Raw genomic sequence first — 23,624 nt, forward strand, 5'->3', positions numbered from 1 at the left:
CTGTCTGCTGTCTGCTGTCTGCTGTCTGCTGTCTGCTGTCTGCTGTCTGCTGTCTGCTGTCTGCTGTCTGCTGTCTGGAAAGGCACAATATGGGCATCGCCAAAATAGGTCAAACAACTTTACGATATGTTTGACAACTTCTTTGATCACGGCCTGCACATGAACTGTTGCATCACGCGGGACGGGCTGTCGAAGGCATTCGTCCCACCCGAGACGTATGCAGACCGGCCCGGATCAAGGTTCAATCGTCACAACAGGATCGCCCATGAAAATCACCGCTGTCGAAACCTTCCTCGTTCACGCCGGAGCGCCGGGCGAAACCGCCTGGTCAGGCAATACCGGCACCCCGCGCGCGGCATGAGCATGGGCAACACGCGGCACCGGCTGTTCGTGCAGGTCAGGCCGCGCACCGCGCTCAAACTGCGGGCTGGATCGAAAAGCGTGCTGACGGCTGGCAGATCATCGAGCGTTCCAACACCGTCGCTTTCATCCCGAACAGCCTTATGCGGGTGAGTGAGGGGAAATCCCCGCGACACCGACTGGTGAATGACGGCGCGTTGGGGCCGATCGTGTTGGCGGCTGAGCTTCACCAGCTACAGAACCTCATGGACGGCCGCGGGGTTCGGCAAGGAGCATCGCCAGTCTTGGGAGCATGTCAAATTGGCTGAAGCTGCCCGCGCGGCGCATGCCGCCATGGAAGCCCGCCCCGCCGAAGAAATTGCCACCGAAATCCAGCGCCTTGAAAATCGCACTTTCCGTGGTCAGTCCGGTATCGCCGCACTGGCCGATCTGCGCTGCGCTCGCACCGCCGCGCTGACCTGTGAGGCCGATGCCGCGAAAGCAGCGGACCTCGCCCGCAAGCGCGCGCTCATCGCCGCCTCAAGGGGTCGTTTCTACGCCGTGACCTTCACCAAGAAGGATGGCGCCCATCGCGTGATGAAGATTCAGCCCCCTACTCTGAAATTCCACGTAAAGGGCGATGCCGCATCGGACGCCGGTCAAAGGGCTGCGGCCACGCGCGCCACCCGCCATCCTCACCTGTTGCCCGTATGGGACGCAGAAGCGAAAGCGCCACGCTACGTCAATCTTGAGACCGTCTCGCGCATCGCCGTGAACGGCCGCGTCCACACCTTCAACGCCTGAACCCTGTAGAAAGGAACGCCCCGATGCACACCGAACCGACCACCCCCTGCCGGCCGCGCCGGGACTCGCAAGCCATTGCCGTGGAAATTCACGGCATGGCGGAGGCCGAAGCCTATCTTTTCCACCATGAAGCCTGCCCCAATGGCGTGGGTACGCTGATTGATGAGATTGTTCGCAAGGCGGATGACCTCTGCTAGGCCCTCGATAGCACCAATGCCATGGGGCAATGACATGATCGTGCCGGCTGAGACAAACCTCTCGGCTGAAATGCTTCATCCAGATAGTCGGTCGCGCCAAAGCCGGAATCGCAGCTAGCGATTCCAATATGACGGTCGATCTATCCTCAACCGGGCGCCCGGAGTTGATTGAGGTCATTTGAAAGCTGGCGGAGTAAAGGCTTTCCTCTTTCAGAGGTCGAGACGTGACACCGCATAGCCCCTGACCATGGGGCAAGAGAGCTTTCGGCCTTCGCCGTTCAGGTGCAGCCCCTAGTCGCCTTCCGCGCAATGGCGGAACAGATGCGTCCAACCCCAAGCATTTGCAACCTGTAGGCACATTGCCGAGGAAAATGAGAAGGGCAGAACCCACAACCAACTGAAGTTTATCAGTTTTCTAAAGGGAAGTGGCGCGCTGGGGAGGATTCGAACCCCCGACCCCTTGATTCGTAGTCAAGTACTCTATCCAACTGAGCTACCAGCGCGTAGGGCGTCCTTCTAGTCGCGGCCCTTGAGGACTGCAAGCGAAAAAACGAAGAATTTTACGCTGCCAATCCGCTTTCGCCACGCGGCAGTGTCAGCAGGAAGACGGTCCCGCTGTCATCGCTGCTTTCCAGCGTCAGGGTGCCGCCGTGGCCGCGCGCCAGTTCGGCGGCAATGACCAGCCCCAACCCGGTGCCGCCCTTGGTGAAACTGCCCTGGAACGCCTGAAACAGCGCCTCGCGCGCCTTGGGCGGCAGCCCCGGCCCGGTGTCGGCCACGGTGATGGTCCAGGCGGCCTCATTTTCATCGGCATGCACGGTCACGGTGCCGGGGGCACCGGTGCTGGCGATGGCCTGGCGCGCATTGCGCACCAGGTTGCCGAGGATCCGCAGCAACTGTTCCGAGTCGCAGCGGATGATCTGGGCCGGCGGCACTTCGTTGACATAGGTGATCGCGCAATCGGTGGCGGCGATGCGTTCGTTGTCGAAGACCTCCTCGACCAGATCGTACAGCGGATGCCGGGCCAGCTTGGGCGGCGGTTCCTCGGCCTTACCGAAGGCCAGCGTGGCCTCGCACAGGTTCACCGCCCGGCTGATCGAATTGACCAGCTTGGGCGCGGCGCGTTGCACGCGGGGGTCCTTGGATCGCTCCATCGTGTCGGCGAACAGTTGGGCTGTGGTCAGGATGTTGCGCAGGTCGTGGCTGACCTTGGCCACGGCGCCGCCCAGCTGCGCCAGCCGATCCTTTTGCCGCAAGGCCCCGGTCAACTGGGTCTGCAGCGATTGCAGCGCCAGTTCCGCGTCGCGCAGCTCCCGCACCTTGGTGCGCGGGTTGATGATGTGGCGCACGTCTTCCGGCGCGGCGGCGTATTCCTTCATGTGGGTCACCACATAACGGATCGGCAGCACCATCATCCGGCGCACCGCGAAGAACAGCAGCCCTGCCGTCACCGCCGAGATCAGCGCCGACAGCCACAGGATGCGCAGGCCATAGTCCAGCATCGCCGCGCGCAGCGGTGCGGCGTCCATCGTGACCTCGATCAGCAGGCCGGCGGCGCGGGTGGGGTTGCCGATCACGCGGATGATCTCATCCTCGCCATTGCGCAGCTGCATCATCGCATCGCCGATCAGCTTGGCCGGCGGAACCTCGCGCAGGTCATAGGTCGCGGCGATGGGCGCGGGCAGCGGCGAGGACAGCATCAGCTGGCGCATCTCGTTGCGGCGCAACACGACGTTATAGACCTCGGCGTTTTCCAGCAGCTCCTGTTCCAGCTCGGGCGCGATCATGTCGTCCGCCAGCAACACCAGCGAGGCGATCTGCGCCCGCTCCAGCCGCGCCAGCAGGTAATCCTCGCGGAACCGGGCCACGGACGGCACGAAGATCAGGACCTCGGCCAGCATCACGAACAGGATGGTCAGGACAAGGAAACGGCCTGATAGAGTGTTGAACATGCCCGCCCTGATCCTGGTCCGTGCCACGGTGTTACGGCAAAAAGCGCTGAACCGACTTCACAATCCGCTTCACCGTCGGGTTTTCGAACAGCCGGGGTGAGAAATAGGCCCCGGCCGCGCGCTTCCCAGCTTCGCTCATGGTCGGATAGGGGGCAACCATATTCGTGACCGCGCTCAGTTTCAGCTTGTTGGCCAGCACCAGCGCCCACAGCGCGATCTGTTCGCCCGCCTGCGGCCCGACGATGGACACCCCCACAGGCCGCCCTTTCACCACCATCACCTTGGTCAGACCGGTGGTCGTGCCCTCGGCAATGGCGCGATCACTGCCGGACAGGTCGAACCGGGCGACCTCCAGCCTGTCGCCATGGGCCGCGCGGGCCTGCGCCTCGGTCAGGCCGATCTGGGCCAGTTCCGGATCGGTATAGGTGACCCAGGGGATATGGTCGGTGCGCGCCTTGGCCGGCAGGCCGAACAGCGCCGAGCGGATCACGATCCCGGCGTGGTATCCCGCCACATGGGTGAACTGCATCCCGCCGGCCACATCACCGATGGCATAGGCCCGGCGGTTCGAAGTGCGCAGCCCGGCATCCACGGTGATGCCCTTGCGATCATGATCGATCCCGGCGGCTTCGAGGTTCAGCTTGTCGATATTGACCTGCCGCCCCACCGCCACCAGCAGATGCGAGCCGGCAATCGGCCCTTTCGAGGTTTCCACGGTGATCCGGCCTTCGAAATCCCAGACCGACCCGGCCTCGGTTTCCTCAAGAATCTCGATCCCTTCGGCGCGCAACTGGTCCAGCACGATGGCGGCCAGTTCGGGATCGTCCTTGCCAAGCGCCGATGCGGCCTCGATCACGGTCACCGCGCAGCCCAGCCGCCGGTGCGCCTGTGCCATCTCCATGCCGATGGGCCCGCCGCCGATGATGATCAGATGCTCGGGACGGTCGCGCAGGCTGAAGACGGTTTCATTGGTATGATAGGTGACCTCGTCCAGCCCCTCGATGGGCGGCACGAAGGGACGCGAGCCGGTGGCGATGACGAAGCGGCGCGCGGTGATGCGGTATTCGCCAACCTCAACCTCGGTCGGCGAGACAAAGCGCCCGAACTCGCGGATGACACGCACCCCCAGCCCTTCGAACCGTTCCTGGCTGTCATGCGGGGCGATGGTGGCAATGGCGGCGTCCACGTGATCCTTGGCGGCGGCGAAATCCACCTGCGGCACCACCGGGGTGATCCCATAGGCCGCCCCCTGCCCCATGGCATGGGCGCGTTTACCCGCCGCCAGCAGCGCCTTTGACGGCACGCAGCCGTAGTTCAGGCAATCGCCGCCCATCTTGTGGCCTTCCAGCAGCACCACGTCGGCGCCCATCTGGGCCGCCCCCGCCGCCACCGACAACCCGCCGGAACCGGCCCCGAGAATGCACAGATCGCACGAGATGGTTTCCATGGTCAGATCCCCTTCCGGCCGCGCAGCAGCTTCAGACCCATCGGCAGCGCCGCCAGCGCGCACAGGCCGAGGATCGGCAACAGCACATGCGGTTCGAAGATCACCCCAAGGTCCGGGGTGTCGCCGCTGGCAAAGACCTCGCCCAGCCCGGCGCCGACCGAAGTATAGACCACCGCGCCGGGAATGATGCCCAGGAAGGTGGTGACGACGAAGCGCATCAACGGCACGCCGACCAGCGCCGGCACCAGATTGGCCACGAAGAAGGGCACCGCCGGCACCAGCCGGATCAGGAACAGCATTTCCCACTGATTTTCGTCGATCCCCGATTTGATCCGCCCGACCGTGCCGGTCGAGGCATCCATCCGCGCCGCCAACCGGTCCCCCAGACCCCAGCGCGCGGCAAGGAAGATCGCCGTGGCGCCAAGGGTGGCCGCGACGATGTTGAACAGCGCGCCGGGGAAGGTGGCGAACAGGAACCCACCGGTCAGGGTGGCAATGGTGGCGCCGGGCAGGCTGAAGGCCACGATCAGCGCATAGAGCGCGATGAAGGCAGCGACCGTGATGGTGTAATTGGCATCCCGGAACGCCAGCAGCGCTTCGCGGTTGGCTGCCAGCGCCTCGAAGCTGAGCAGGTCGCGCAGGGTAAAGGCCCCGACCGCAGCCACCGCAACGATCACCGCCAGCGGCAGCCACCGCTTCAGCGGGCCTTGATTTTCTGTCGCGGAGAAATCGCTCATGCCGGTGCCTTTCGCCAAACCGTGTCAAGGACATGCCCCCTTTGGAGCGGTCGCGAAAGCCCCTCTCACGGGCCGTTGATCGCCTGTAGGGGATTGTGAGCCGGGACGGTTTTTCTGTAACAATCGCGGAAAGGGTCGAAAAACCCGCCACATTTCCGGTCAGCGACGTTGACGGGCGCGGGATAAGGCTCTAGGAGCGGGGCTTCGAATTCCGATGCCCGCGAATCCCGTTCGCGGTCCCGCACAAGTAAATGGAGACGGCGCGATGAAACGCACCTTTCAGCCCAGCAATCTCGTCCGCAAGCGGCGTCACGGTTTCCGCGCCCGCATGGCCACCAAGGCCGGTCGCAAGATCCTGAACGCCCGCCGCGCCCGCGGCCGGAAGTCGCTCAGCGCCTAAGGGCGTTGGCCCCGTCCATGACGGTGCCCGAGTTGACCGTGGAACAGCCTGAAATGGCCGCCTCGCCTTGCGACGGCGGCCTTTCTGCCGTTTCCCATCCCCTGCAGACCCTGCGCCAGCGCACCGATTTCCTGGCCGCCGCGCGCGGGAGATACCGCGCCATGCCGGGATTTGTCCTGCAGGGCCGCAAGCGCCGTGACGACGAGACCGAGGGCGATGCGATCCGCGTGGGCTTCACCTGTTCGAAGAAGGTCGGCAACGCGGTGGCCCGCAACCGGGCCAAGCGCCGCCTGCGGGCGCTGGCGCGCGACGTGATCGCGGCCCAGGGCCAGCCCGGCTGGGATTACGTTCTGGTGGGCCGCAAGGAGGCCACCGCCCAGCGCCCCTTTGCCGAGATGCAGGGCGACCTGTCCCGCGCCCTGGACAAGATCCACGCCCCGAAAGCCGCCCGATCATGAGCCCACTGGCCCATATCGTCGCCCTGCCGGTGCGCGCCTACCGCCTGTTGCTGTCGCCCTGGGTCGGCCACGGCTGCCGGTTCCACCCGACCTGTTCGGCCTATGCACTGGAGGCGCTGGCCGCCCACGGGGCCATCAAGGGCAGTTGGCTGACCGCCCGGCGCATCGCCCGCTGCCACCCCTGGGGCGGTTCGGGCATCGACAACGTTCCGGACTGATCGCTTCTGGCCGCGGGGCGCGCGAATTTCTTGCCTCCGACGGGAGTACTGTCACCAAGAAGAAAGTGGTGCGCCCGGAATTCGGGCGGGCCAGAGGTTCAGATGCGACCCGGCGTTCCGGTCCATCAAGGTTTCAGGATCAGCTTGTCACCCAGACGCTCGCGCGTGGGAATGTTGTGCCGGTCTGTGTCTCCGAGGATCGTGTAGAAGGCGTCGCGCATGAACTCGGTGTCCTCGAAATAGAACCGGTGTCCGGCCAGATCGTCCTTCTTGAAGGTTTCGGGAAGTGCGTCAAACCTTTCGGTGCAACTGATGTTGACGGCCTTGCCAGGGGCATCCTCGGGCAGGCCGACGCGACCGGCGCGGGGCGACACGCCGATGCGCTTCACGTTCGACAGTTTCAGCGCATTGTCGAAGTGGTTGTAGTAGTTTGTCAGCCGCGCACAGTGGCGATAAAGCGACGACGACTTCGAACTGTCCGCCGCCAGCGAGCCCGCCGAAACATCGCCGCCGAACAGCAGCACCTGGCTGACCGCCCAGCTTTTCGCGGCCAACTGGCGCCGGTCGTCGGCGTCGTCGAAGGCCTCGCGCACCACATAGGTGCCCATGGAATGCGCCATGATATGCAGGTTGATCTCGCACTCGGGGCGCTGCAAACGCACGAAATTGGCGATCCCTTCCTTGACCAGCTGGTTGGCCGTCTGCTTGGCGTCCCAGCGATCCTCAAGATAGTTCAGGGCGCTGTCATCGGAGGGCCAGTCAAAGCTGACCACGGTGCCTTCGAAGCCGAAATCCTCAAAGCACTTCTTGATGAAACGGTGCCGGGTGACCACTGCTTCCATCGAATTGTTGAACCCGTGCACATAGACCACGATGTCGCCGATATTCTCATTGGTGATCGGATTGACGCGCCCGGTGCAATCCTCCTGCACCTTCTTGAACCATGCGGTGCGCGTGATCCTGTCGTCGGGGCCATGGACCGTGGCGTCGTCCGGCACTTCCAGAAATTGCGCCGGGCCGGGCTCTGGGATGAATGCGCCCTTGCGGATCTTGCGGACGGAAAAGATGTAATCGGGCATCCTGCTCTCCCTGAACCTTTCATTTTCGCTCACTTTAGGCAGGGCGCGGGCGCGGCGCGAGGAAATTCACCGGTTGGCGCGGGAATGCTTGATCTGCGGCGGGCGCGGGGTTAGGGGCTGGCCATGCTTGATGATGCCGATGACATTCACCCGCTGTTTCACGGCGCGCCCAAAACCACCGAATTCCGCAAGCTGCGGAAGCGGATCGTGCGCCATGCCCGCGAGGCCATCGAGCAATACGGCATGATCGAACGCGACGCCCGCTGGCTGGTCTGCCTGTCGGGCGGCAAGGACAGCTATACCCTGCTGGCGGTGCTGCACGAGTTGAAGTGGCGCGGGCTGCTGCCGGTCGAGATCCTGGCCTGCAACCTGGATCAGGGTCAGCCGGGGTTTCCCGCCACCGTGCTGCCCGAATTTCTGGAGCGCATGGGCGTGCCGCATCGGATCGAATACCAGAACACCTATTCGGTGGTAATGGACAAGATCCCTCAGGGCCGGACCTTCTGCGCGCTGTGCTCCCGCCTGCGGCGCGGGCATCTGTACCGGATCGCCCGCGAGGAGGGCTGCTCCGCGGTGGTGCTTGGCCATCATCGCGATGACATTCTTGAAACCTTCTTCATGAACCTGTTCCACGGCGGGCGGCTGGCCACGATGCCGCCGAAGCTGGTGAACGAGGAAGGCGATCTGTTCGTCTACCGGCCGCTGGCCCATGTGGCCGAGGCCGATTGCGAGAAATTCGCGCACGCGATGTGCTATCCGATCATTCCCTGTGATCTGTGCGGCAGCCAGGACGGGCTGCAACGCCAGCAGGTCAAGCAGATCCTCGATGGCTGGGAGGCCAATGCGCCCGGGCGCCGGCAGGTCATGTTCCGGGCTTTGATGAACGCGCGGCCCTCGCATCTTCTGGATCCCAAGCTGTTCGATTTCGCCGGGCTGACGCGGGCGGTTTCGGAACAAGCCGATCCGGACAATTTGATCTAACTCCGCTCCAGATCGCGCCTTTGCATTAACCTTCCCCAAAGGCCGCCGCCCTAGCGTCACCTGAAACGCTTGGCCGAAGGGGAACGCGATGCCGATTGCGGGACAGACACTGCCGTCAGGGATACATTTCCTCGCCTCGGTTGTTCGCGGGCAATGGGGGCTGGCCGCTTCGGCGCCGCTTCTGGCGCTGTTCTGGTATCTGAAATCCGGTGACATGGCCTGGGCGATGGCCCTGTCTGGCCCCGTGGTGCTGGCACTGGCGTGGCTGCCCCGGTGGCGGGCCGGGCACCGGTTGGCGCAGTTGCCGCTGGTGTCGCCGCGGCAACGGCTGATCCGGGCGCTTGGACCGGACAGGGACGGCACACAGAACCAGACTGTTTGCATCCTGCTGAACCTGGATGACACCCCGCGCCTGCTGGAGCGATTTTCCCCCGCCACGCTGGACCGCACGATGGACGTGCTGACCGAACGGGCGCAGCAGACCTTGCGCGATCAGGATCACTGCACGGTGCTGACGCCGGGCCTGATCGCCGTCGCGATGGCCCCGGCGGCGCGCTACGATCTGGAGACCGCGCTGCAAATCGGGGCCCGGCTTCAGGCCAAGCTTTCCGATCCGGTGCCTGTCGGTGAGGATCCGCAACGGCTGTCTTTCTCGGTAGGCATCGCGCTGTCGGCGCAGATCGCGTCCGGTTCCGGCGATGCGGTATTGGCGGCGGCGGAATCTGCCCTGGTGCGCGCCCAAAGGGCGGGAGCCGGGTCCATCCGGGTCCATGATCCCGCCCGCCCGGTGCCGCAGGTGCCCGACACCGCACGGATCACCCGCGCGCTGGACGCCCTTGAAAGCGGCCAGATCCGGCCGTGGTTTCAGCCGCAGGTCTCCAATGACACCGGCGACATCAGCGGCGTCGAGGCGCTGGCCCGCTGGGTTCATCCGGATCGCGGCCTGCTTGGACCGGCCGAGTTCTTCCCCGAGATTGAAGCCGCAGGCCGCTTCGAACGGCTGGGGGAAGTCATGCGCCGCCACGCCTACCTTGCGCTGAAAACATGGGACAAGGATGGCCTCGACATCCCCGGCGTGGGCGTCAACGTGACCCTGGCCGAACTGCGCAACCCGGCGTTCGCGGACAAGATTGCATGGGAACTGGATGGCTTCGATATCCTGCCGCACCGGCTGACGCTGGAAATCCTCGAATCCGTGGTGTCCGGTACGTCCGGAGATGTGGTGGCCCGCAATATCCAGATGCTGGCGTCCTATGGTTGCGGGCTGGACCTTGACGATTTCGGCACCGGGCATGCCTCGATCACCTCGCTGCGCCGGTTTCCGGTTGGCAGGATCAAGATTGACCGATCCTTTGTCACCGGGGTGGATCACGACCGGAAACAACAGCAAATGGTCTCGGCCATCGTGACCATGGCGGAACGACTGGATCTGGATGCCCTGGCCGAAGGCGTGGAAACACCCGGCGAACACGCGATGCTGGCGCAACTGGGCTGCACCCATGTTCAGGGCTACGGTATCGCGCGGCCGATGCCGCAGGACGATTTGGCCGCCTGGGTCCACCAGTTGCGCGATCGCCTCCCAAAGCCCGCGCCACTGCACAGAAAACTGGGCTGAACCGCCGATTCGGGACGCGCTCATTCACGACATTGCAGGGGCTGCGGCCTAAAACCGCTTGACCTTTGTCCGGTGCGCCTGTTGAACCTGCCCGCAATCCCAAGTTTCGAGGCGGTGTTCTACATGGACAATCAAAACAAGAATATGATTCTGGCGACGGCACTCAGCTTCCTGGTGATCCTTGGCTGGTTTCTGCTCTTTCCGCCAGAGGAACCGCCGGTTCAGCCCGAACGACCAGTGGCCGAATCCACGGCGCAGGCGACGCAGGATGGCATCGCCATCGCCCCGCCCGCCGGCGGCACCGCGGCCACCGCGCCCCTGGCCAGCCCGGTTGAAGCCCGCAGCGCGGCCCTGACTGCCTCTGCGCGTCTGACCATCGACACCCCGGAACTCAAGGGCTCCATCGCGCTGACCGGCGGACGGCTCGACGACATTGCGCTGAAGGACTACCGCGACACAATCGAACCCGACAGCCCCAACGTCACCTTGCTGTCCCCGGTGGGCGGCGCCCACGCCTATTACGCGCTTTACGGCTGGGCCCCCGGCGCAGGCCTGACTTTCGAACAGGTCCCCGGCGCGGAAACCCCCTGGTCGCTGGTGAGCGGCGACAAGCTGACCCCCAACAGCCCTGTCACACTGCAATGGGACAACGGCGCCGGCCTGACCTTTCAGCGTGTCATCAGCGTCGACGATCAGTATCTCTTCACCGTCACCCAGTCGGTCACCAACACTGGCGAGGCCGCCCAGCGGCTGGCCCCCTACGGCATCGTCGCGCGTCACGGCGAGCCGGAACTGACCAATTTCTTCATCCTGCATGAAGGCGTCGTGCGCATGTCCGACGGCACGCTGGAGGAAATCGAATACGGCGACATGCCCGACCTCGAATACGTCGACCGGGAAGCCGCCCGCGCCGAGATCATCGACGTGGCCGCCAACGGCTGGATCGGGTTCACCGACAAATACTGGATGACCGCGCTGATGCCGGCCCCCGGCCAGAACTTCCTGTCGGTCGCCAAATATGTCGCCAACGCCGACATCTACCAGACCGAAACCCGCCTGCCGACCCAGACCGTCGAGCCCGGCCAGACGGTCGAGGTGCAAACCTTCCTCTTCGCCGGGGCCAAGGAATGGGAAACCATCAAGCACTATGAGCAGGATCTGGGCTTCGAAGGCTTCGTCGACAGCATCGACTGGGGCTGGTTCTTCTTCCTGACCAAGCCGATCTTCCAACTGCTGCACTTCCTCAACGGCATCATCGGCAACATGGGCTGGTCGATCATCGTCCTGACTCTGATCATCAAGGCGCTGGTGCTGCCGCTGGCCTGGAAATCCTACTCTTCGATGGCGAAGATGAAGGAACTTCAGCCCGAGATGGAGAAGCTGAAGGAACGCTGCGGCGACGACAAGCAGAAGATGCAGCAAGAGATGATGGCGCTCTACAAGAAGGAAAAGGTCAACCCGGCCTCGGGCTGCCTGCCGATCCTTTTGCAGATTCCGATCTTCTTCTCGCTCTACAAGGTGATCTTCGTCACCATCGAGTTGCGCCACGCCCCGTGGTTCGGCTGGATCCGTGACCTGTCGGCGCCCGATCCCTCGTCGATCCTGAACCTCTTCGGGCTGCTGCCCTGGGGCGTTCCCGAAGTCGGGTCGATCTTCGCGATCGTGTCGCTCGGCATCCTGCCGATCTTCCTCGGCATCTCCATGTGGCTGCAGCAGAAATTGAACCCCGCGCCCACCGATCAGACCCAGGCCATGATCTTCGCCTGGATGCCGTGGATCTTCATGTTCATGCTGGGCAGCTTCGCCAGCGGGCTGGTGCTGTACTGGATCGCCAACAACGTGATCACCTTCTCGCAGCAGTACTTCATCATGCGCACCCACGGCTTCAAGCCGGACATCCTCGGCAACATCCTGTCGGGCTTCAAGAAGAAGGCCGGAGCGACGAAGGAATGACCCACAGGCTCGCCGCCATCTGGCGTCACCCGATCAAGGGGATCGGCGCCGAGCCTCTGGAAACCACCCGACTGACTCCGGATCGCCCGCTGCCGGGCGACCGGGCCTGGGCCGTGCTGACCGGGGGCGCCACCGACACCGGCGCATGGCAGCCCTGCCGCAACTTCGCGCGCGGCTGTTATGGCCCCGAACTGATGGCGATCACCGCGCGCACCACCGGCAACCGCATCCACCTCAGCCATCCCCGGCAAGCAGACCTGATTGTCGATCCCGCGACAGAAGGGCCACGGCTGATCGACTGGCTGCGCCCGCTCTACCCCGCCGAACGCCCGGCCCCGACACAGGTGGTCAAGGCCCCGCCCGAAGGGATGAGCGACGCCCCCTTCCCCTCGGTTGCCATCCTCGGCCGCGCCGCGCTGGACGCCCTTGGCGAGGTCGCGGGCCAGGCACTGGACATGCGCCGCTTTCGCGGCAACCTCTGGCTCGACGGGCTGGCACCGTTCGAGGAACTGGATTGGGTCGGCCGCACCCTGCGCATCGGCAGTGCCGAGTTGCGCGTGGACGAACGCATCACCCGCTGCCGCGCCACCGAGACCAACCCCGACACCGGCACCCATGACGTGACCACGCTGCACCTGCTGCGCCGCCACTGGGGCCACATCGACTTTGGCGTCAAGGCCGTGGTCACCAAACCCGGCGCCATCGGGTTGGGCGACGCGGTGGAGCTTCTGGGATGAGTGCCCCCGATCCCGATGTCCTGCACCCGATGCCCGGCATCGACCAGGTGGTGTTCCTGCGCCCGCTGGCGGAAGACCGGCCCAACGTCTCCGTCGGCGCCTTCACCTACTACGACGACCCGGACGGCGCGGAACACTTCTTCGACCGCAACGTGCGCTATCACTTCGATTTTGTCGGCGACCGGCTGGTGATCGGCCCGTTCTGCGCCATCGCCCGGGGGGCCGCCTTCATCATGAACGGTGCCACCCACGCCATGGGCGGTTTTTCCACCTTTCCCTTCAACATCTTCGGCCACGGCTGGGAACAGGGCTTCGACCCCGCCAGCTGGGCTGCGGAAAACCGCGGCGACACGGTGATCGGCGCCGACGTCTGGATCGGCACCGAAGCCCTGATCCTGCCCGGCGTCACCATCGGCCCCGGCGCCATCATCGCCGCCCGCAGCGTTGTCACCGCCAATGTGGCGCCCTACACCGTTGTGGGCGGCAACCCGGCGCGTGAAATCCGCGCGCGGTTCGATGCCGACACCGTGGCGCGCCTGCTTGCCATCGCCTGGTGGGACTGGCCGCTCGACAAGCTCACTTGCAATCTCGACGCCATCCGCGGCGCCGATCTGGCCGCCCTGGAGGCCGCATCATGATCCTGCCCTTCCCCCTCGCCCCCGAACCCGACGCGGTGACCGTCGAAGCCGCCCGCAAGTTCTTCGCCGGCGAAACCACCTTCGTAAAGGGCGTGGTCGCCATGTCCGGCCTGCCGCCCGCAGACCGGGCCGAGATCTGCTTCGCGGGCCGTTCCAACGTCGGGAAATCCTCGCTGATCAACGCGCTGACCGGGCGCAAGGGGCTTGCCCGCGCCTCCAACACCCCCGGCCGCACGCAAGAGATCAACTTCTTCGAACGCGATGATCTCTATATCGTCGACCTGCCCGGCTATGGCTTTGCCAATGCGCCGGTGGCGGTGGTCGAGAAATGGCAGCGCCTGCTCAAATCCTATCTGTCGGGCCGCCAGACCCTGCGCCGGGCCTTCATGCTGATCGATTCGCGCCACGGCGTGAAACCGGTGGATGAGGAGATCATGAGCCTGCTGGACAAATCCGCCGTCCCCTTCCAGGTGGTGCTGACCAAGGACGACAAGATCAAGGAAAAGGATCGCGACCCGATGCTGGCTCAGGTGCGCAAGGCGCTCTCCAAGCATCCCGCCGCATTTCCCGAACTGATCGCCACATCCTCGGAAAAGGGCCTCGGCCTGCCCACCCTGCGCAGCACCATCCACGGCCTGCGCGACTGACGCCCCGCCCCTGACCCGGCGGCGACTTTTTCTTGACCAAAATACTCTCGCCGAAGGCCCCGGCCTGCCAGGGGCGATCCGCATCGGCCCCTTGGCAGCGCCCGCGCAACATAATAACACCAGCGGACGCTTCTGGATCCCGATGATGAGAAAACGAACCGACATGACCCGCGACTGGATCGCCACCGCCCGGACCCTGTCCGAAGCCCTGCCCTATCTGCAACGCTACGAGGGCGCGACCGTCGTCATCAAGCTGGGCGGCCACGCCATGGGCAGCGACGAGGCGATGGATAGTTTCGCCCGCGACATCGTGCTGATGAGCCAAGTAGGCGTGCATCCGGTCATCGTTCATGGCGGCGGCCCGGCGATCAACGAGATGCTGGGCAAGCTCGACATCCAGTTCGAATTCGTCAACGGCAAGCGCGTGACCAGCCAGCCGGTGATGGATGTGGTCGAAATGGTGCTGGCGGGGCTGGTGAACAAGCGCGTCGTCGCCGCGATCAACCGCCAGGGCGGCCGCGCTGTCGGCCTGTCGGGCAAGGATGCCAACCTGATGGTCTGCCGCCAGACCGATCCCGCACTCGGCTTCGTCGGCACCCCGGAACGGATGAACACCGATGTGGTGCGCACCATCTTCGAGGCCGGCATGATCCCGGTCATCGCCCCCATCGGCGCCGATGCCGAAGGCCACAGCATGAACGTCAACGGCGACACCGCCGCCGGGGCCATTGCCGGGGCGCTGAAGGCCCGCCGTCTGCTGCTGCTCACGGATGTGCCCGGCGTCAAGGATGCCTCGGGCACCGTTGTCACCGAACTGACCGCAGGCCAGATTCGCCAGATGACGGCGGAGGGCACCATCGCCGGGGGCATGATCCCCAAGACCGAAACCGCGCTGGCGGCCCTGCAAAGCGGTGTCCGGGCGGCAGTGATCCTGGATGGCCGGGCGCCCAACGCCTGCCTGCTGGAGCTTTTCACCGATCACGGCGCCGGCTCGATCATCCGCAGCGCGTGACCGGCCCGGCTGCCTTTCAGCGGGCCCTTGCGGACTGCCAATTGGTTCAGGCGGCCCATGTGCCGCTGGAGGCCAGCGATGGCGTGCCCGCGACCTTCGCCAGCATCGCCCTGATTGCGCCGCAGGAGCCGGGCTTCTGGACCATGGCCCAGAGAGCGCCCGAGATGCGTGACGGCTTGCCCGACCCGCTGGATCGGCTGTCGCGGCGGCTGGTGACCCCGCTGGCGGCCTCGGTCGGTGGCTTGGCCCTGTTTCCATCCGACGGCCCACCCTATCCGCCCTTCGTGTCCTGGGCGCTGCGCAGTGCGCAGATCTGGGCCGCACCCATGGGGCTGCTGGTCAGCCGCTCGGCGGGGCTGTGGGTGTCTTTCCGGGCGGCGGTGGCGCTGCCCTGGGCGGCACCCGCCCAGCCCGCCACGCCCAGCCCTTGCGACACATGCGCGACACGCCCCTGCCTGTCGGCCTGCCCGGTCTCGGCTTTCAGCGCCGATCGGGGCTATGATCTTGCCGCCTGCCATGGTTTTCTGGACCGCGCGGCAGGCCAGGACTGCATGACACAGGGCTGTGCCGCCCGCCGCGCCTGCCCGCTGGGGGCCGCCTCAGGGCGTCACCCCGACCAATCCGCGTTCCACATGAGAGCTTTCCACCCATGCCAAAACGCCTGATCCTGATGCGACATGCCAAGTCCTCGTGGCAGGACACGGATCTGGACGATCACGCCCGGGTGCTGAACGCGCGCGGGCGCCGGTCCTGCGATGCCATCGGGCCGTGGCTGGCGGCGCATGACCATGTGCCCGACCAGATCCTGTGTTCGGACAGCGCCCGCACCCGTCAGACATGGGCGCTGCTGGCGCCCCACTTCCCGCCCACGCCCGCTCCGCTGCTGATGCCCGAGTTGTACCTGGCCTCGGCCAAGGCCCTGCGCACGGCGCTGAGCGAGGCCAGCGGCGACACCGTCGCCCTGCTGGCCCACAACCCCGGCATCGGAGAGTTTGCGGCGCGGCTTGTCACCGCCGCCCCGGCGCATCCGCGCTTTGGCATCTATCCGACGCTGGCAACACTCGTAGCCGAGTTTCCCATCGACAGCTGGGCCAATCTGAAGCTCGGTACCGGCAAGGTGCTGGACTTCATCGTCCCGCGCGAATTGACCGACTGATCCGACAGTCAGGGGGCATCCCCGTCGCCCGGACACGGCAGCGGCCCGCGAAGGGTGTCTTCGCGGGCCGCTGGACGCACAAGGTTTATCGGGGCGTCAGTGCCCCAGGATCTGGCTCAGGAACAGCTTGGTCCGCTCGCTCTTGGGATTGTTGAAGAACGGCTCTGGCTCGTTCTGCTCGACGATCTGGCCGGCGTCCATGAAGATCACCCGGTTCGCCACCTGCCGCGCGAAGCCCATCTCGTGGGTCACGCACAGCATGGTCATGCCGTCCTCGGCCAGCTCGATCATGGTGTCGAGAACTTCCTTGATCATCTCGGGGTCCAGCGCCGAGGTCGGCTCGTCGAACAGCATGATCTTGGGTTTCATGCACAGCGACCGCGCAATCGCCACGCGCTGCTGCTGACCGCCCGACAGCTGGCCGGGATACTTGTTGGCCTGATCGGGGATCTTCACCTTTTCCAGGAAGTGCATCGCGGTGGCTTCGGCCTCGCGCTTGGGGATCTTGCGGACCCAGATCGGCGCCAGCGTGCAGTTTTCCAGAATCGTCAGATGCGGGAACAGGTTGAAATGCTGAAAGCACATGCCAACTTCGGACCGGATCTTGTCGATGTTCTTCAGATCCGACGACAGCAGGGTACCATCGACCGAGATCGATCCGGCCTGATGTTCCTCAAGCGCGTTGATGCAGCGGATCAGCGTCGATTTCCCCGACCCCGAGGGGCCGCAGATCACGATGCGTTCGCCGCGATAGACGGTCAGGTCGATGTCACGCAGCACGTGGAACTGGCCGTACCACTTGTTCATGCCGCTGATTTCGATGGCGACCTCGTCCGAGATGCGCATCTGGCCCGGGGCAGCGGGGGCAGCGTCGATGGGGTGGCTCATGACGGGCTCCTTAACGATGATCGGTGGCCAGCTTGCGCTCCAGCCATTGAGAATATTGCGAGATGCCGTAGCAGAAGACGAAGAACAGGACGCCGGCGAAGCCCAGAAGCTCCCAGTAGACCCCGAACCATTCGGTCGAGGACAGGATCGGGCCACGGATCATTCCGATCACGTCGAACATCGAGATGATCGACACCAGTGTGGTGTCCTTGAACAGGCCGATAGCGATGTTCACGATCGAGGGGATCGAGATTTTCAGGGCCTGCGGCAGCACGATCAACCGCATCTTCTGCCAGTAGTCCAGACCCAGGCTGTCTCCGGCCTCGTACTGGCCCTTGGGCAGGGCCGCCAGACCGCCACGGATGGCTTCGGCCATATAGGCGGCGGCGAACAGGGTGACCATGATGATGACCCGCAGCATCAGGTCGAAATTGGTACCCGGCGGCAGGAAATAGGCCAGCATCACCGAGGCCACGAACAGCAGCGTGATCAGCGGCACACCGCGGACGAACTCGATGAAGACCACGCAGATCATCTTGATGATCGGCAAGCTCGATTGCCGACCCAGCGCCAGCAGGATGCCCAGCGGCAGCGACAGGGCGATGCCGCTGGTGCCGAGGATGAAGTTGATCATGAAGCCGCCGATCTCGCGGCTGGCCACCGGCGTAAGGGCCAGTGGCAGCACGCTGGCCAGCGCATCGGCAAGGGGGGCTGTCAGCACGATCCAGAAGGCCATGGCGGCGGCCAATGCGGCCACCATCGCCCCGAAGAACGACTTGTCCTCCAGCACCCGGAACACCAGAAACCCGACGACCACGCCGACCAGCGCCATGACCGGGATCCACAACGTGCCGCCCCAGATCAGCCAGTAGGTCAGGAACGGATAGAGCCCGGTGAACCACAGCATCTTGCGCGGCAATCCGAAATACAGCACCGGCGCCAGCGCCACGAACAGCAGCACGAAGGCGATGGCGGCGCGGCCGTAGTGCTCGGGCGGGTAGTTGCCGAAGACCAGTTGCGGCCAGCGTTCCTCGATCACCGCCCAGCAGGCGGCATTGACGCCCTGCAACTGCTCGCGGCAATCGCGGATCGACGAGGCGTCCCAGACGCCATTGGCGACCCAGGGCACGATGGCGGCCAGCAAGGCATAGATGACGTAGAGCGTGATCAGCGTCATGATCGAATTGCCGATCGAGCTGAACAGGTTGGTGCGCAGCCAGCCGATCAGCCCGGCCTGCGACACCGGCGGGGCCTGCGGCGGAAGCGGGTCGTGGCGGACGAATGCAACGGAGTGATCGCCTTGGGACATCTCAGCGCTCCTTCAGCTTCACGGCGTTGTTATAGAGGTTCATCACCCCCGAGATCGCCAGCGAGATCAGCAGATAGAACAGCATCAGCAGCAGCACCGCCTCGAAACTGCGGCCGGTCTGGTTCAGGGTGATCCCGCCCAGCGTGCCGGTGATGTCCATATAGCCGATGGCGGCGGCGAGCGACGAGTTCTTGGTCAGGTTCAGGTACTGCGAGATCAGCGGCGGGATGATGACCCGCAGGGCCTGCGGCAGGATGACCAGACGCATGATCTTGCCGGGGCGCATTCCCAGAGCGGCGGCGGCCTCGGTCTGGCCCTTGCTGACGGCCATGATGCCCGCCCGCACGTTCTCGGCAATGAAGGCCCCGGTATAGAGCGCCAGCGCCCACCACAGGGCAATGAGCGAACCCTGGACCTTCAGCCCGCCCTGAAAGTTGAAGCCCTTGAGTTCGGGGGTGTCCAGGCCGATGGGCGATCCCATCACGAAATAGGCGATCAGGGCGGGTACGAAAAACAGGCCAAGCGACAGTTGCAGCACCGGAAGTTCGCGCCCAGTGTCGTACAGCAGCTTGGTGGCAAAGCGGCGCAGGAAAAGGATGCCGATGATCGAGGCCAGGAACACCGCGACGACGACGCCCGAGCCGGCCTCCCAGACCGGCGCCGGCACATAGACGCCCCGGTTGGTGAAGGCCATCATGTCAAGCACCATCGACGCCGAGGCATCGTCACCGCGAAAGTCGCGCGGGCTTGGCAGGGCGTTGGACATCACCGAGAAGATGATGAGGATCCAGATCAGCACCGGCACGTTGCGGAAGATCTCGACGTAGACCGACATGACCTTGGCCAGCAGCCAGTTCTTCGACAACCGCAGCACCCCGACCACGACCCCGATGATCGTGGCGGTGATACAGCCCAGAAAGGCGACCAGCAGAGTGTTGAGAATGCCGACCATCGCGGCGCGCAGGTGGGTGTCGGTGCTGACGAAGGGGATCAGTTTCTGGTTGATGTCGTAGCCGGCCTGCTCGCCCAGGAACTTGAACGAAATGTCCTGCCCCAATGCGGCCAGGTTCTGCGTCGCATTCCAGATCAGCCAGCCAAAGAAAAAGACAATCGCAAGGAAGGCGATGATCTGGAAGGTGATCCCGCGATAACGGGTATCGTTGACGAGCATGCTCAGTCGGAAAGCAGGCTGCGCCGGATCGCTGATACTGGTCATGAGGTTATCCTTCGTTCGGCAGGGCTGCTGTGCCGAGGGCGCGCAAGAGCGGCGCGGATGGGGCCAGCCCCCCGAATGGAACGGGGCGGCGGACCCACATCCGCCGCCCCCTGACGATCTTACCGGAACGGCGGCGAATACAGCAGCCCGCCATCGATCCATTGTGCGTTCAGACCGCGCGCCAGACCGATCGGCGTGTTCTGACCGATGTGACGCTCGAAGATCTCGCCATAGTTGCCGCCGGCGGCAATGGCGTTCCTGCCCCAGTCGGGCGACAGGCCCAGCATTTCACCCAGCGAGCCTTCGGTACCGAGGAGCCGGTTCACTTCCGGGTTGGTGGTCCCGGCCGACAGTTCCTCGATATTGGCCGAGGTGATGCCCAGCTCTTCGGCGGCGATCAGCGCATTCAGGGTCCAGCGGATCACGTCACCCCAGTTGTTGTCGCCATGGCGGACCAGCGGGCCCAGCGGCTCTTTCGAGATGATTTCCGGCAGGATCACATGCGCCGAAGGATCCTCGAATGCCGCGCGGGTCGCGGCCAGACCCGAGGCATCGGTGGTGTAGACGTCACAGGCGCCGGCCAGATACTGCTGCTGGGCTTCCGAGGGTGTGGAGATCGGCACCGGCTCGTAGCTGATGTTGTTGGTGCGGAAGAAATCCGCGAGGTTCAGCTCGGTGGTGGTGCCGGACTGGATGCAAACGGTGGCGCCATCCAGTTCCTTGGCCGAGCTGACGCCCAGTTCCTTCGGCACCAGGAAGCCCTGACCGTCGTAATAGTTGATGCCCCCGAATTCGAGCTTCAGATCCACATCGCGCGAGAAGGTCCAGGTGGTGTTGCGCGCAAGCATGTCGATCTCGCCCGAGTTCAGCACCTCGAAGCGAACCTTGTTTGTGGTCGGCGTGAAATCAACGGCGGTGGGGTCGCCCAGAACCGCAGCGGCCACGGCACGGCAGACAGCCACGTCGAATCCTTGCCAGTCGCCCTGCGCGTCCTGCGAAGCAAATCCGACGAGGCCGGTGCTGATCCCGCAGTTCAGCTTTCCGCGTGCTTTCACGTCTTCCAGCGTGTCCGCCGCCACGGCGCCGGCAGCCAGGCCGGCGAGGGCAATGGTGCCAAGGAGTACGTTTGTCTTCATGTCTACCTCTTCCTGATGGTCCGCAACTTGCGCGGTTCGGCTCCCGTTTGTCGGGATGCCATGCATGGTCCGGTCCCGGTTGTCTCCGGGTCCGGTCAAACCTTGGTCAAAAGCCCAATGGACAGTCAAGGGGGGGAGTTGGCGAGAAAGTTGAATACGTTGCGCGCAGTGGACCGGTTTCGAAACTGCCCTGTTTCCGGGCGGATTTTGTCAGCCGGTGACCAAATCGTAAAAGCGTGCTGCATCTGCGAAGGCCTGTGCCTTCCGCGCGGCGGCCTCCTGCGCTTCCTCATCCTGGCCCCATTGCTCGGCCTGCCAGTCCTCGTCCAGACGCGACCAAGCCCAGATATCCTTGCGATTCCAGCGGGGGTCCAGGGATGCAAACCCCAGAACCAAGGACCCGGTCAGCGCCACCAGATCGTGGAAGGCGGTCAGTTGCCAATGCGACAACGCATGTGTTTTTCGCCGCAGCGCAGCGATACTGGACTCGGGCTGGGGGACGAACATGACGCCTGCCGCCACGTTCAACTGTGTGTCAAATTCCTGCGCGGCCCAGTCCAGAACCGGATCCCAGGCCGCCGCCTGACGTTGGATCAATTCTTCCGGATGTTCGGCGCGATAGCACAGAAGATCGCTTTCGCCATAGGCGGCCAGCAGGTCGGCGACCTCGGCAAACTGGATCGCCACCTTATCCACCGCCGAATTGGCGGTGCGCGTCATCGGCATGGTCGCGGGCAGGATGGCCTCGTCCTGCGCGTCCCATTCGTCGGCCACCGCGCGGGCCAGCGCCTCGGTGGGCAGGACCAGCGGCGCCTTGGACGGGGTGCGGATGCCGCGCCCGTCCAGGCGGACCTGGTATCCGCCCTCCGCAGGTTCGACGCTGGTCTCTTTCCAGAACCGTTTCTGCGCCCATTCAGTCATCGCTCACCCCCAGAACGTCAAGGATCGTTGCGGCCAGATCGCCGGTGTCCTGCACCATGGCGCGCGGCGACAGCCGTTGCAGGTCGGCCAGCGGGTGATAGCCCCAGCCGACCGCGATGGCGGGAATACCGGCGGCCTGCGCCATTTCCAGATCGAAGACCGTGTCGCCGATCATCACCGCGTCGGCTGGATCGCAGCCGGTGTCGCGCAAGGCGGCTTCCAGCATCGCCGGGTGCGGTTTCGACGGGTGATCGTCGGCCACCTGCTGGGTCACGAAGCGGCGGCTCAGACCGTGCTGGTCCAGCACATGGGTCAGCCCGCGCCGTGACTTGCCGGTGGCCACGCCCAGCAGCAGCGGCTCGACCCGCGCCAGCCGGTCCAGCGTTTCGGCAATGCCGGGATAGAGCGGTGCGGTCGCCGCCCCGTCGGCCACTCGCGTTGCGACGAAGGTGTCCTTGTAGGTCGCGACCATGCCCTCGCGCAGGGTGTCGGACAGATCCGGACAGAGCCGCGCGATCACCAGCGGCAGGGACAGGCCCACCAGTTCCAGCACCGCGCCACGCGCTGGCATCTCGCGCCCGACGCTGTCGAAAGCCGCCGCCATGCTGCGCAGGATATGGGCTTGGCTGTCCACCAGCGTGCCATCCACGTCGAAGATCGCCAGTTTCAGACCGCTGCTCACAGGAAGTCCTCGAACGGATCTTCCGGCACATCGGCCTCGCGCCAGTCGAATTCCTTCCAGGTGCGCTTCATGTGCGCCGGCAGCGGCGCGGTCACGGTCACGCGGGCGCCGGTCACCGGGTGGTCGAAACTGATCGAGCGGGCATGCAGGTGCAGCTTGCGCGAGATGTCCCCGCCCAGTTGCGCGCCCCAGCCGTCGCCGAGGTTTTCCTGCCCCGAGCCGCCGTATTTTCCGTCACCGATGATCGGATGCCCCAGTTCGGCCATATGCGCGCGCAGCTGGTGGGTGCGCCCGGTGATCGGCACCAGCGCCACCCAGGCCGTGCGCTTGGCCAGCGCCGAGAGCACCGCGTAATCGGTGGTGGCGTGTTTGGCGTCCGGCGTGCTGTCCACCTCGCGCGGGTGGAGGCAATGCATCTTCTCGCCCTCGCCGCGCGGCCCGTGCCCAGGCGCCTTGACCAGGCCATACTTCACGGTGCCCATCTGCGGATGCGGCACCCCGGCCACGGCGGCCCAATAGATCTTGCGGGTGCTGCGGGCGCGGAAGGCCTTGGTCAGATCGGTGGCCGCCGCCCCGGTGCGGGCCAGCAGCAACACGCCCGAGGTGTCCTTGTCGAGCCGGTGCACCAGCCGCGGTTTCAGCGGCTTGTCATAGCGCAGCGCCTCGGCCAGCCCGTCGACGTGGCGGGTCTGTCCGCTGCCGCCCTGGCTGGGCAGGCCGGGCGGCTTGTTGATGGCGAGGATGTGGTCGTCCCGGTACAGCACCATATCCTGCATCATCCGGGTGTCGGCCTCGGACAGGCGCGGGGCCTCGGGCTTGGGCGCGGCCTCGGCAGGCAGCGGTGGGATGCGCACGGTCTGGCCCGGCGCGACCCGGCTTGAGGCCTTCACCCGTCCGCCATCGACGCGGATCTCGCCCTTGCGGCACAGTTTCTCGATCCGGCCCTGGCTGATCTGCGGGAAATGGCGGCGGAACCAGCGGTCCAGCCGCTGTTCGGCCTCGTCGGCGCCTACCTGGCGCATCTGCACTCCGCTCATGCGACCCCCATCGGGTTTCGGGCGGCCCCTGCGGCGCGCGCGTCTTTTGCTGCTGTCTTGAACAT

At 65.0% G+C, this 23,624-nt stretch carries 25 protein-coding genes and 1 tRNA gene; 14 read left to right on the forward strand and 12 right to left on the reverse strand.

Annotated features, from left to right (window positions below; genetic code table 11):
* Positions 1 to 660 precede the first annotated feature (660 nt).
* A complete protein-coding gene (locus AB0T83_RS09485; protein WP_366192798.1) occupies positions 661 to 1,143 on the forward strand; it encodes a hypothetical protein in 483 nt (160 codons plus the stop codon).
* Positions 1,144 to 1,166: 23 nt separating this feature from the next.
* Positions 1,167 to 1,340, forward strand: coding sequence for a hypothetical protein (locus tag AB0T83_RS09490; protein ID WP_366192799.1), 174 nt, complete (start codon positions 1,167 to 1,169; stop codon positions 1,338 to 1,340).
* A 426-nt stretch (positions 1,341 to 1,766) separates the two neighbouring features.
* Here the strand turns inward: AB0T83_RS09490 and AB0T83_RS09495 are convergent.
* The 4 genes from AB0T83_RS09495 to AB0T83_RS09510 form a co-directional block, all read right to left on the reverse strand.
* Positions 1,767 to 1,843: transfer RNA gene (locus AB0T83_RS09495), tRNA-Arg, on the reverse strand.
* 57 nt (positions 1,844 to 1,900) lie between these two features.
* Positions 1,901 to 3,292 carry a sensor histidine kinase gene (locus AB0T83_RS09500; RefSeq protein WP_366192800.1) on the reverse strand — a complete coding sequence of 464 codons (1,392 nt, stop codon included), beginning with the start codon at positions 3,290 to 3,292 and terminating at the stop codon, positions 1,901 to 1,903.
* A gap of 31 nt (positions 3,293 to 3,323) precedes the next feature.
* On the reverse strand, positions 3,324 to 4,739 hold the full coding sequence (locus AB0T83_RS09505) for a dihydrolipoyl dehydrogenase family protein (protein ID WP_366192801.1): 1,416 nt from the start codon (positions 4,737 to 4,739) through the stop codon (positions 3,324 to 3,326).
* A gap of 2 nt (positions 4,740 to 4,741) precedes the next feature.
* Positions 4,742 to 5,476, reverse strand: a complete 735-nt coding sequence (locus AB0T83_RS09510; RefSeq protein WP_366192802.1) for a TVP38/TMEM64 family protein — start codon at positions 5,474 to 5,476, stop codon at positions 4,742 to 4,744.
* Positions 5,477 to 5,741: 265 nt separating this feature from the next.
* On the opposite strand from AB0T83_RS09510, the gene rpmH reads away from it, so the two are divergent.
* The 3 genes from rpmH to yidD are packed head-to-tail and all read left to right on the forward strand — an operon-like array spanning position 5,742 to position 6,552.
* The gene (gene rpmH / locus AB0T83_RS09515) at positions 5,742 to 5,876 is read left to right on the forward strand and encodes a 50S ribosomal protein L34 (RefSeq protein WP_012177012.1); all 135 of its coding nucleotides are present in this window, start codon (positions 5,742 to 5,744) and stop codon (positions 5,874 to 5,876) included.
* A gap of 17 nt (positions 5,877 to 5,893) precedes the next feature.
* Entirely contained in the window at positions 5,894 to 6,334 is a 441-nt protein-coding gene (gene rnpA, locus AB0T83_RS09520) for a ribonuclease P protein component (RefSeq protein WP_435891152.1), read from the forward strand.
* Positions 6,331 to 6,552, forward strand: coding sequence for a membrane protein insertion efficiency factor YidD (yidD, locus tag AB0T83_RS09525; protein ID WP_366192803.1), 222 nt, complete (start codon positions 6,331 to 6,333; stop codon positions 6,550 to 6,552). The genes rnpA and yidD overlap by 4 nt, the downstream gene beginning before the upstream one ends.
* 125 nt (positions 6,553 to 6,677) lie before the next feature.
* Here the strand turns inward: yidD and AB0T83_RS09530 are convergent, their stop codons facing one another.
* Positions 6,678 to 7,631: an alpha/beta hydrolase gene (locus AB0T83_RS09530; protein WP_366192804.1), complete on the reverse strand. Its 954-nt coding sequence runs from the start codon at positions 7,629 to 7,631 to the stop codon at positions 6,678 to 6,680.
* A gap of 123 nt (positions 7,632 to 7,754) precedes the next feature.
* Between AB0T83_RS09530 and ttcA the strand changes: the two genes are divergently transcribed.
* The 9 genes from ttcA (at position 7,755) to AB0T83_RS09575 (ending at position 16,370) form a co-directional block, all read left to right on the forward strand.
* Positions 7,755 to 8,612 carry a tRNA 2-thiocytidine(32) synthetase TtcA gene (gene ttcA / locus AB0T83_RS09535; RefSeq protein WP_366192805.1) on the forward strand — a complete coding sequence of 286 codons (858 nt, stop codon included), beginning with the start codon at positions 7,755 to 7,757 and terminating at the stop codon, positions 8,610 to 8,612.
* Positions 8,613 to 8,700: 88 nt separating this feature from the next.
* On the forward strand, positions 8,701 to 10,227 hold the full coding sequence (locus tag AB0T83_RS09540; RefSeq protein ID WP_366192806.1) for an EAL domain-containing protein: 1,527 nt from the start codon (positions 8,701 to 8,703) through the stop codon (positions 10,225 to 10,227).
* A gap of 123 nt (positions 10,228 to 10,350) precedes the next feature.
* Entirely contained in the window at positions 10,351 to 12,180 is a 1,830-nt protein-coding gene (gene yidC, locus AB0T83_RS09545) for a membrane protein insertase YidC (RefSeq protein ID WP_366192807.1), read from the forward strand.
* Positions 12,177 to 12,917 carry an MOSC domain-containing protein gene (locus AB0T83_RS09550; RefSeq protein WP_366192808.1) on the forward strand — a complete coding sequence of 247 codons (741 nt, stop codon included), beginning with the start codon at positions 12,177 to 12,179 and terminating at the stop codon, positions 12,915 to 12,917. Before yidC ends, AB0T83_RS09550 begins: the two co-directional genes overlap by 4 nt.
* A 29-nt stretch (positions 12,918 to 12,946) precedes the next feature.
* Complete coding sequence (locus AB0T83_RS09555) at positions 12,947 to 13,555, forward strand: CatB-related O-acetyltransferase (RefSeq protein WP_435891155.1); 609 nt, start codon at positions 12,947 to 12,949, stop codon at positions 13,553 to 13,555.
* On the forward strand, positions 13,552 to 14,202 hold the full coding sequence (gene yihA / locus AB0T83_RS09560; RefSeq protein WP_366192810.1) for a ribosome biogenesis GTP-binding protein YihA/YsxC: 651 nt from the start codon (positions 13,552 to 13,554) through the stop codon (positions 14,200 to 14,202). Before AB0T83_RS09555 ends, yihA begins: the two co-directional genes overlap by 4 nt.
* 145 nt (positions 14,203 to 14,347) lie before the next feature.
* A complete protein-coding gene (gene argB / locus AB0T83_RS09565) occupies positions 14,348 to 15,214 on the forward strand; it encodes an acetylglutamate kinase (protein ID WP_366192811.1) in 867 nt (288 codons plus the stop codon).
* Positions 15,211 to 15,879, forward strand: coding sequence for a ferredoxin (locus tag AB0T83_RS09570; protein ID WP_366192812.1), 669 nt, complete (start codon positions 15,211 to 15,213; stop codon positions 15,877 to 15,879). Before argB ends, AB0T83_RS09570 begins: the two co-directional genes overlap by 4 nt.
* A complete protein-coding gene (locus AB0T83_RS09575; protein WP_366192813.1) occupies positions 15,864 to 16,370 on the forward strand; it encodes a SixA phosphatase family protein in 507 nt (168 codons plus the stop codon). The genes AB0T83_RS09570 and AB0T83_RS09575 overlap by 16 nt, the downstream gene beginning before the upstream one ends.
* A 96-nt stretch (positions 16,371 to 16,466) precedes the next feature.
* Here the strand turns inward: AB0T83_RS09575 and AB0T83_RS09580 are convergent, their stop codons facing one another.
* From AB0T83_RS09580 to AB0T83_RS09610, 7 genes are all read right to left on the reverse strand, one after another.
* Positions 16,467 to 17,258, reverse strand: a complete 792-nt coding sequence (locus tag AB0T83_RS09580) for an amino acid ABC transporter ATP-binding protein (RefSeq protein WP_366192814.1) — start codon at positions 17,256 to 17,258, stop codon at positions 16,467 to 16,469.
* Positions 17,259 to 17,268: 10 nt separating this feature from the next.
* Positions 17,269 to 18,567: an amino acid ABC transporter permease gene (locus AB0T83_RS09585; RefSeq protein ID WP_366192815.1), complete on the reverse strand. Its 1,299-nt coding sequence runs from the start codon at positions 18,565 to 18,567 to the stop codon at positions 17,269 to 17,271.
* 1 nt (position 18,568) lies between these two features.
* A complete protein-coding gene (locus AB0T83_RS09590) occupies positions 18,569 to 19,783 on the reverse strand; it encodes an amino acid ABC transporter permease (protein ID WP_366192816.1) in 1,215 nt (404 codons plus the stop codon).
* A gap of 119 nt (positions 19,784 to 19,902) precedes the next feature.
* On the reverse strand, positions 19,903 to 20,919 hold the full coding sequence (locus tag AB0T83_RS09595) for an amino acid ABC transporter substrate-binding protein (protein WP_366192817.1): 1,017 nt from the start codon (positions 20,917 to 20,919) through the stop codon (positions 19,903 to 19,905).
* 210 nt (positions 20,920 to 21,129) lie between these two features.
* A complete protein-coding gene (locus tag AB0T83_RS09600; protein ID WP_366192818.1) occupies positions 21,130 to 21,840 on the reverse strand; it encodes an ATP12 family chaperone protein in 711 nt (236 codons plus the stop codon).
* Positions 21,833 to 22,522, reverse strand: a complete 690-nt coding sequence (locus AB0T83_RS09605) for an HAD-IA family hydrolase (protein ID WP_366192819.1) — start codon at positions 22,520 to 22,522, stop codon at positions 21,833 to 21,835. The genes AB0T83_RS09600 and AB0T83_RS09605 overlap by 8 nt, the downstream gene beginning before the upstream one ends.
* Complete coding sequence (locus AB0T83_RS09610) at positions 22,519 to 23,559, reverse strand: RluA family pseudouridine synthase (RefSeq protein WP_366192820.1); 1,041 nt, start codon at positions 23,557 to 23,559, stop codon at positions 22,519 to 22,521. The genes AB0T83_RS09605 and AB0T83_RS09610 overlap by 4 nt, the downstream gene beginning before the upstream one ends.
* Between the last annotated feature and the right edge of the window lie 65 nt (positions 23,560 to 23,624).

Origin of the sequence: Meridianimarinicoccus marinus (assembly GCF_040689105.1) — a bacterium.
Lineage (GTDB): Bacteria > Pseudomonadota > Alphaproteobacteria > Rhodobacterales > Rhodobacteraceae > Meridianimarinicoccus > Meridianimarinicoccus marinus.

Bases quoted from the DNA above. Each gene is read 5' to 3' on its own strand.
- AB0T83_RS09490 (WP_366192799.1), top strand. From the start codon at position 1,167: ATGCACACCGAACCGACCACCCCCTGCCGGCCGCGCCGGGACTCGCAA.
- AB0T83_RS09590 (WP_366192816.1), bottom strand. From the start codon at position 19,783: ATGACCAGTATCAGCGATCCGGCGCAGCCTGCTTTCCGACTGAGCATG.
- AB0T83_RS09540 (WP_366192806.1), top strand. From the start codon at position 8,701: ATGCCGATTGCGGGACAGACACTGCCGTCAGGGATACATTTCCTCGCC.
- AB0T83_RS09610 (WP_366192820.1), bottom strand. From the start codon at position 23,559: ATGAGCGGAGTGCAGATGCGCCAGGTAGGCGCCGACGAGGCCGAACAG.
- rnpA (WP_435891152.1), top strand. From the start codon at position 5,894: ATGACGGTGCCCGAGTTGACCGTGGAACAGCCTGAAATGGCCGCCTCG.
- argB (WP_366192811.1), top strand. From the start codon at position 14,348: ATGAGAAAACGAACCGACATGACCCGCGACTGGATCGCCACCGCCCGG.
- AB0T83_RS09500 (WP_366192800.1), bottom strand. From the start codon at position 3,292: ATGTTCAACACTCTATCAGGCCGTTTCCTTGTCCTGACCATCCTGTTC.
- AB0T83_RS09600 (WP_366192818.1), bottom strand. From the start codon at position 21,840: ATGACTGAATGGGCGCAGAAACGGTTCTGGAAAGAGACCAGCGTCGAA.
- ttcA (WP_366192805.1), top strand. From the start codon at position 7,755: ATGCTTGATGATGCCGATGACATTCACCCGCTGTTTCACGGCGCGCCC.
- AB0T83_RS09585 (WP_366192815.1), bottom strand. From the start codon at position 18,567: ATGTCCCAAGGCGATCACTCCGTTGCATTCGTCCGCCACGACCCGCTT.
- AB0T83_RS09510 (WP_366192802.1), bottom strand. From the start codon at position 5,476: ATGAGCGATTTCTCCGCGACAGAAAATCAAGGCCCGCTGAAGCGGTGG.
- AB0T83_RS09530 (WP_366192804.1), bottom strand. From the start codon at position 7,631: ATGCCCGATTACATCTTTTCCGTCCGCAAGATCCGCAAGGGCGCATTC.
- AB0T83_RS09575 (WP_366192813.1), top strand. From the start codon at position 15,864: ATGCCAAAACGCCTGATCCTGATGCGACATGCCAAGTCCTCGTGGCAG.
- AB0T83_RS09595 (WP_366192817.1), bottom strand. From the start codon at position 20,919: ATGAAGACAAACGTACTCCTTGGCACCATTGCCCTCGCCGGCCTGGCT.
- yihA (WP_366192810.1), top strand. From the start codon at position 13,552: ATGATCCTGCCCTTCCCCCTCGCCCCCGAACCCGACGCGGTGACCGTC.
- yidC (WP_366192807.1), top strand. From the start codon at position 10,351: ATGGACAATCAAAACAAGAATATGATTCTGGCGACGGCACTCAGCTTC.
- AB0T83_RS09505 (WP_366192801.1), bottom strand. From the start codon at position 4,739: ATGGAAACCATCTCGTGCGATCTGTGCATTCTCGGGGCCGGTTCCGGC.
- rpmH (WP_012177012.1), top strand. From the start codon at position 5,742: ATGAAACGCACCTTTCAGCCCAGCAATCTCGTCCGCAAGCGGCGTCAC.
- AB0T83_RS09555 (WP_435891155.1), top strand. From the start codon at position 12,947: ATGCCCGGCATCGACCAGGTGGTGTTCCTGCGCCCGCTGGCGGAAGAC.
- yidD (WP_366192803.1), top strand. From the start codon at position 6,331: ATGAGCCCACTGGCCCATATCGTCGCCCTGCCGGTGCGCGCCTACCGC.
- AB0T83_RS09580 (WP_366192814.1), bottom strand. From the start codon at position 17,258: ATGAGCCACCCCATCGACGCTGCCCCCGCTGCCCCGGGCCAGATGCGC.
- AB0T83_RS09550 (WP_366192808.1), top strand. From the start codon at position 12,177: ATGACCCACAGGCTCGCCGCCATCTGGCGTCACCCGATCAAGGGGATC.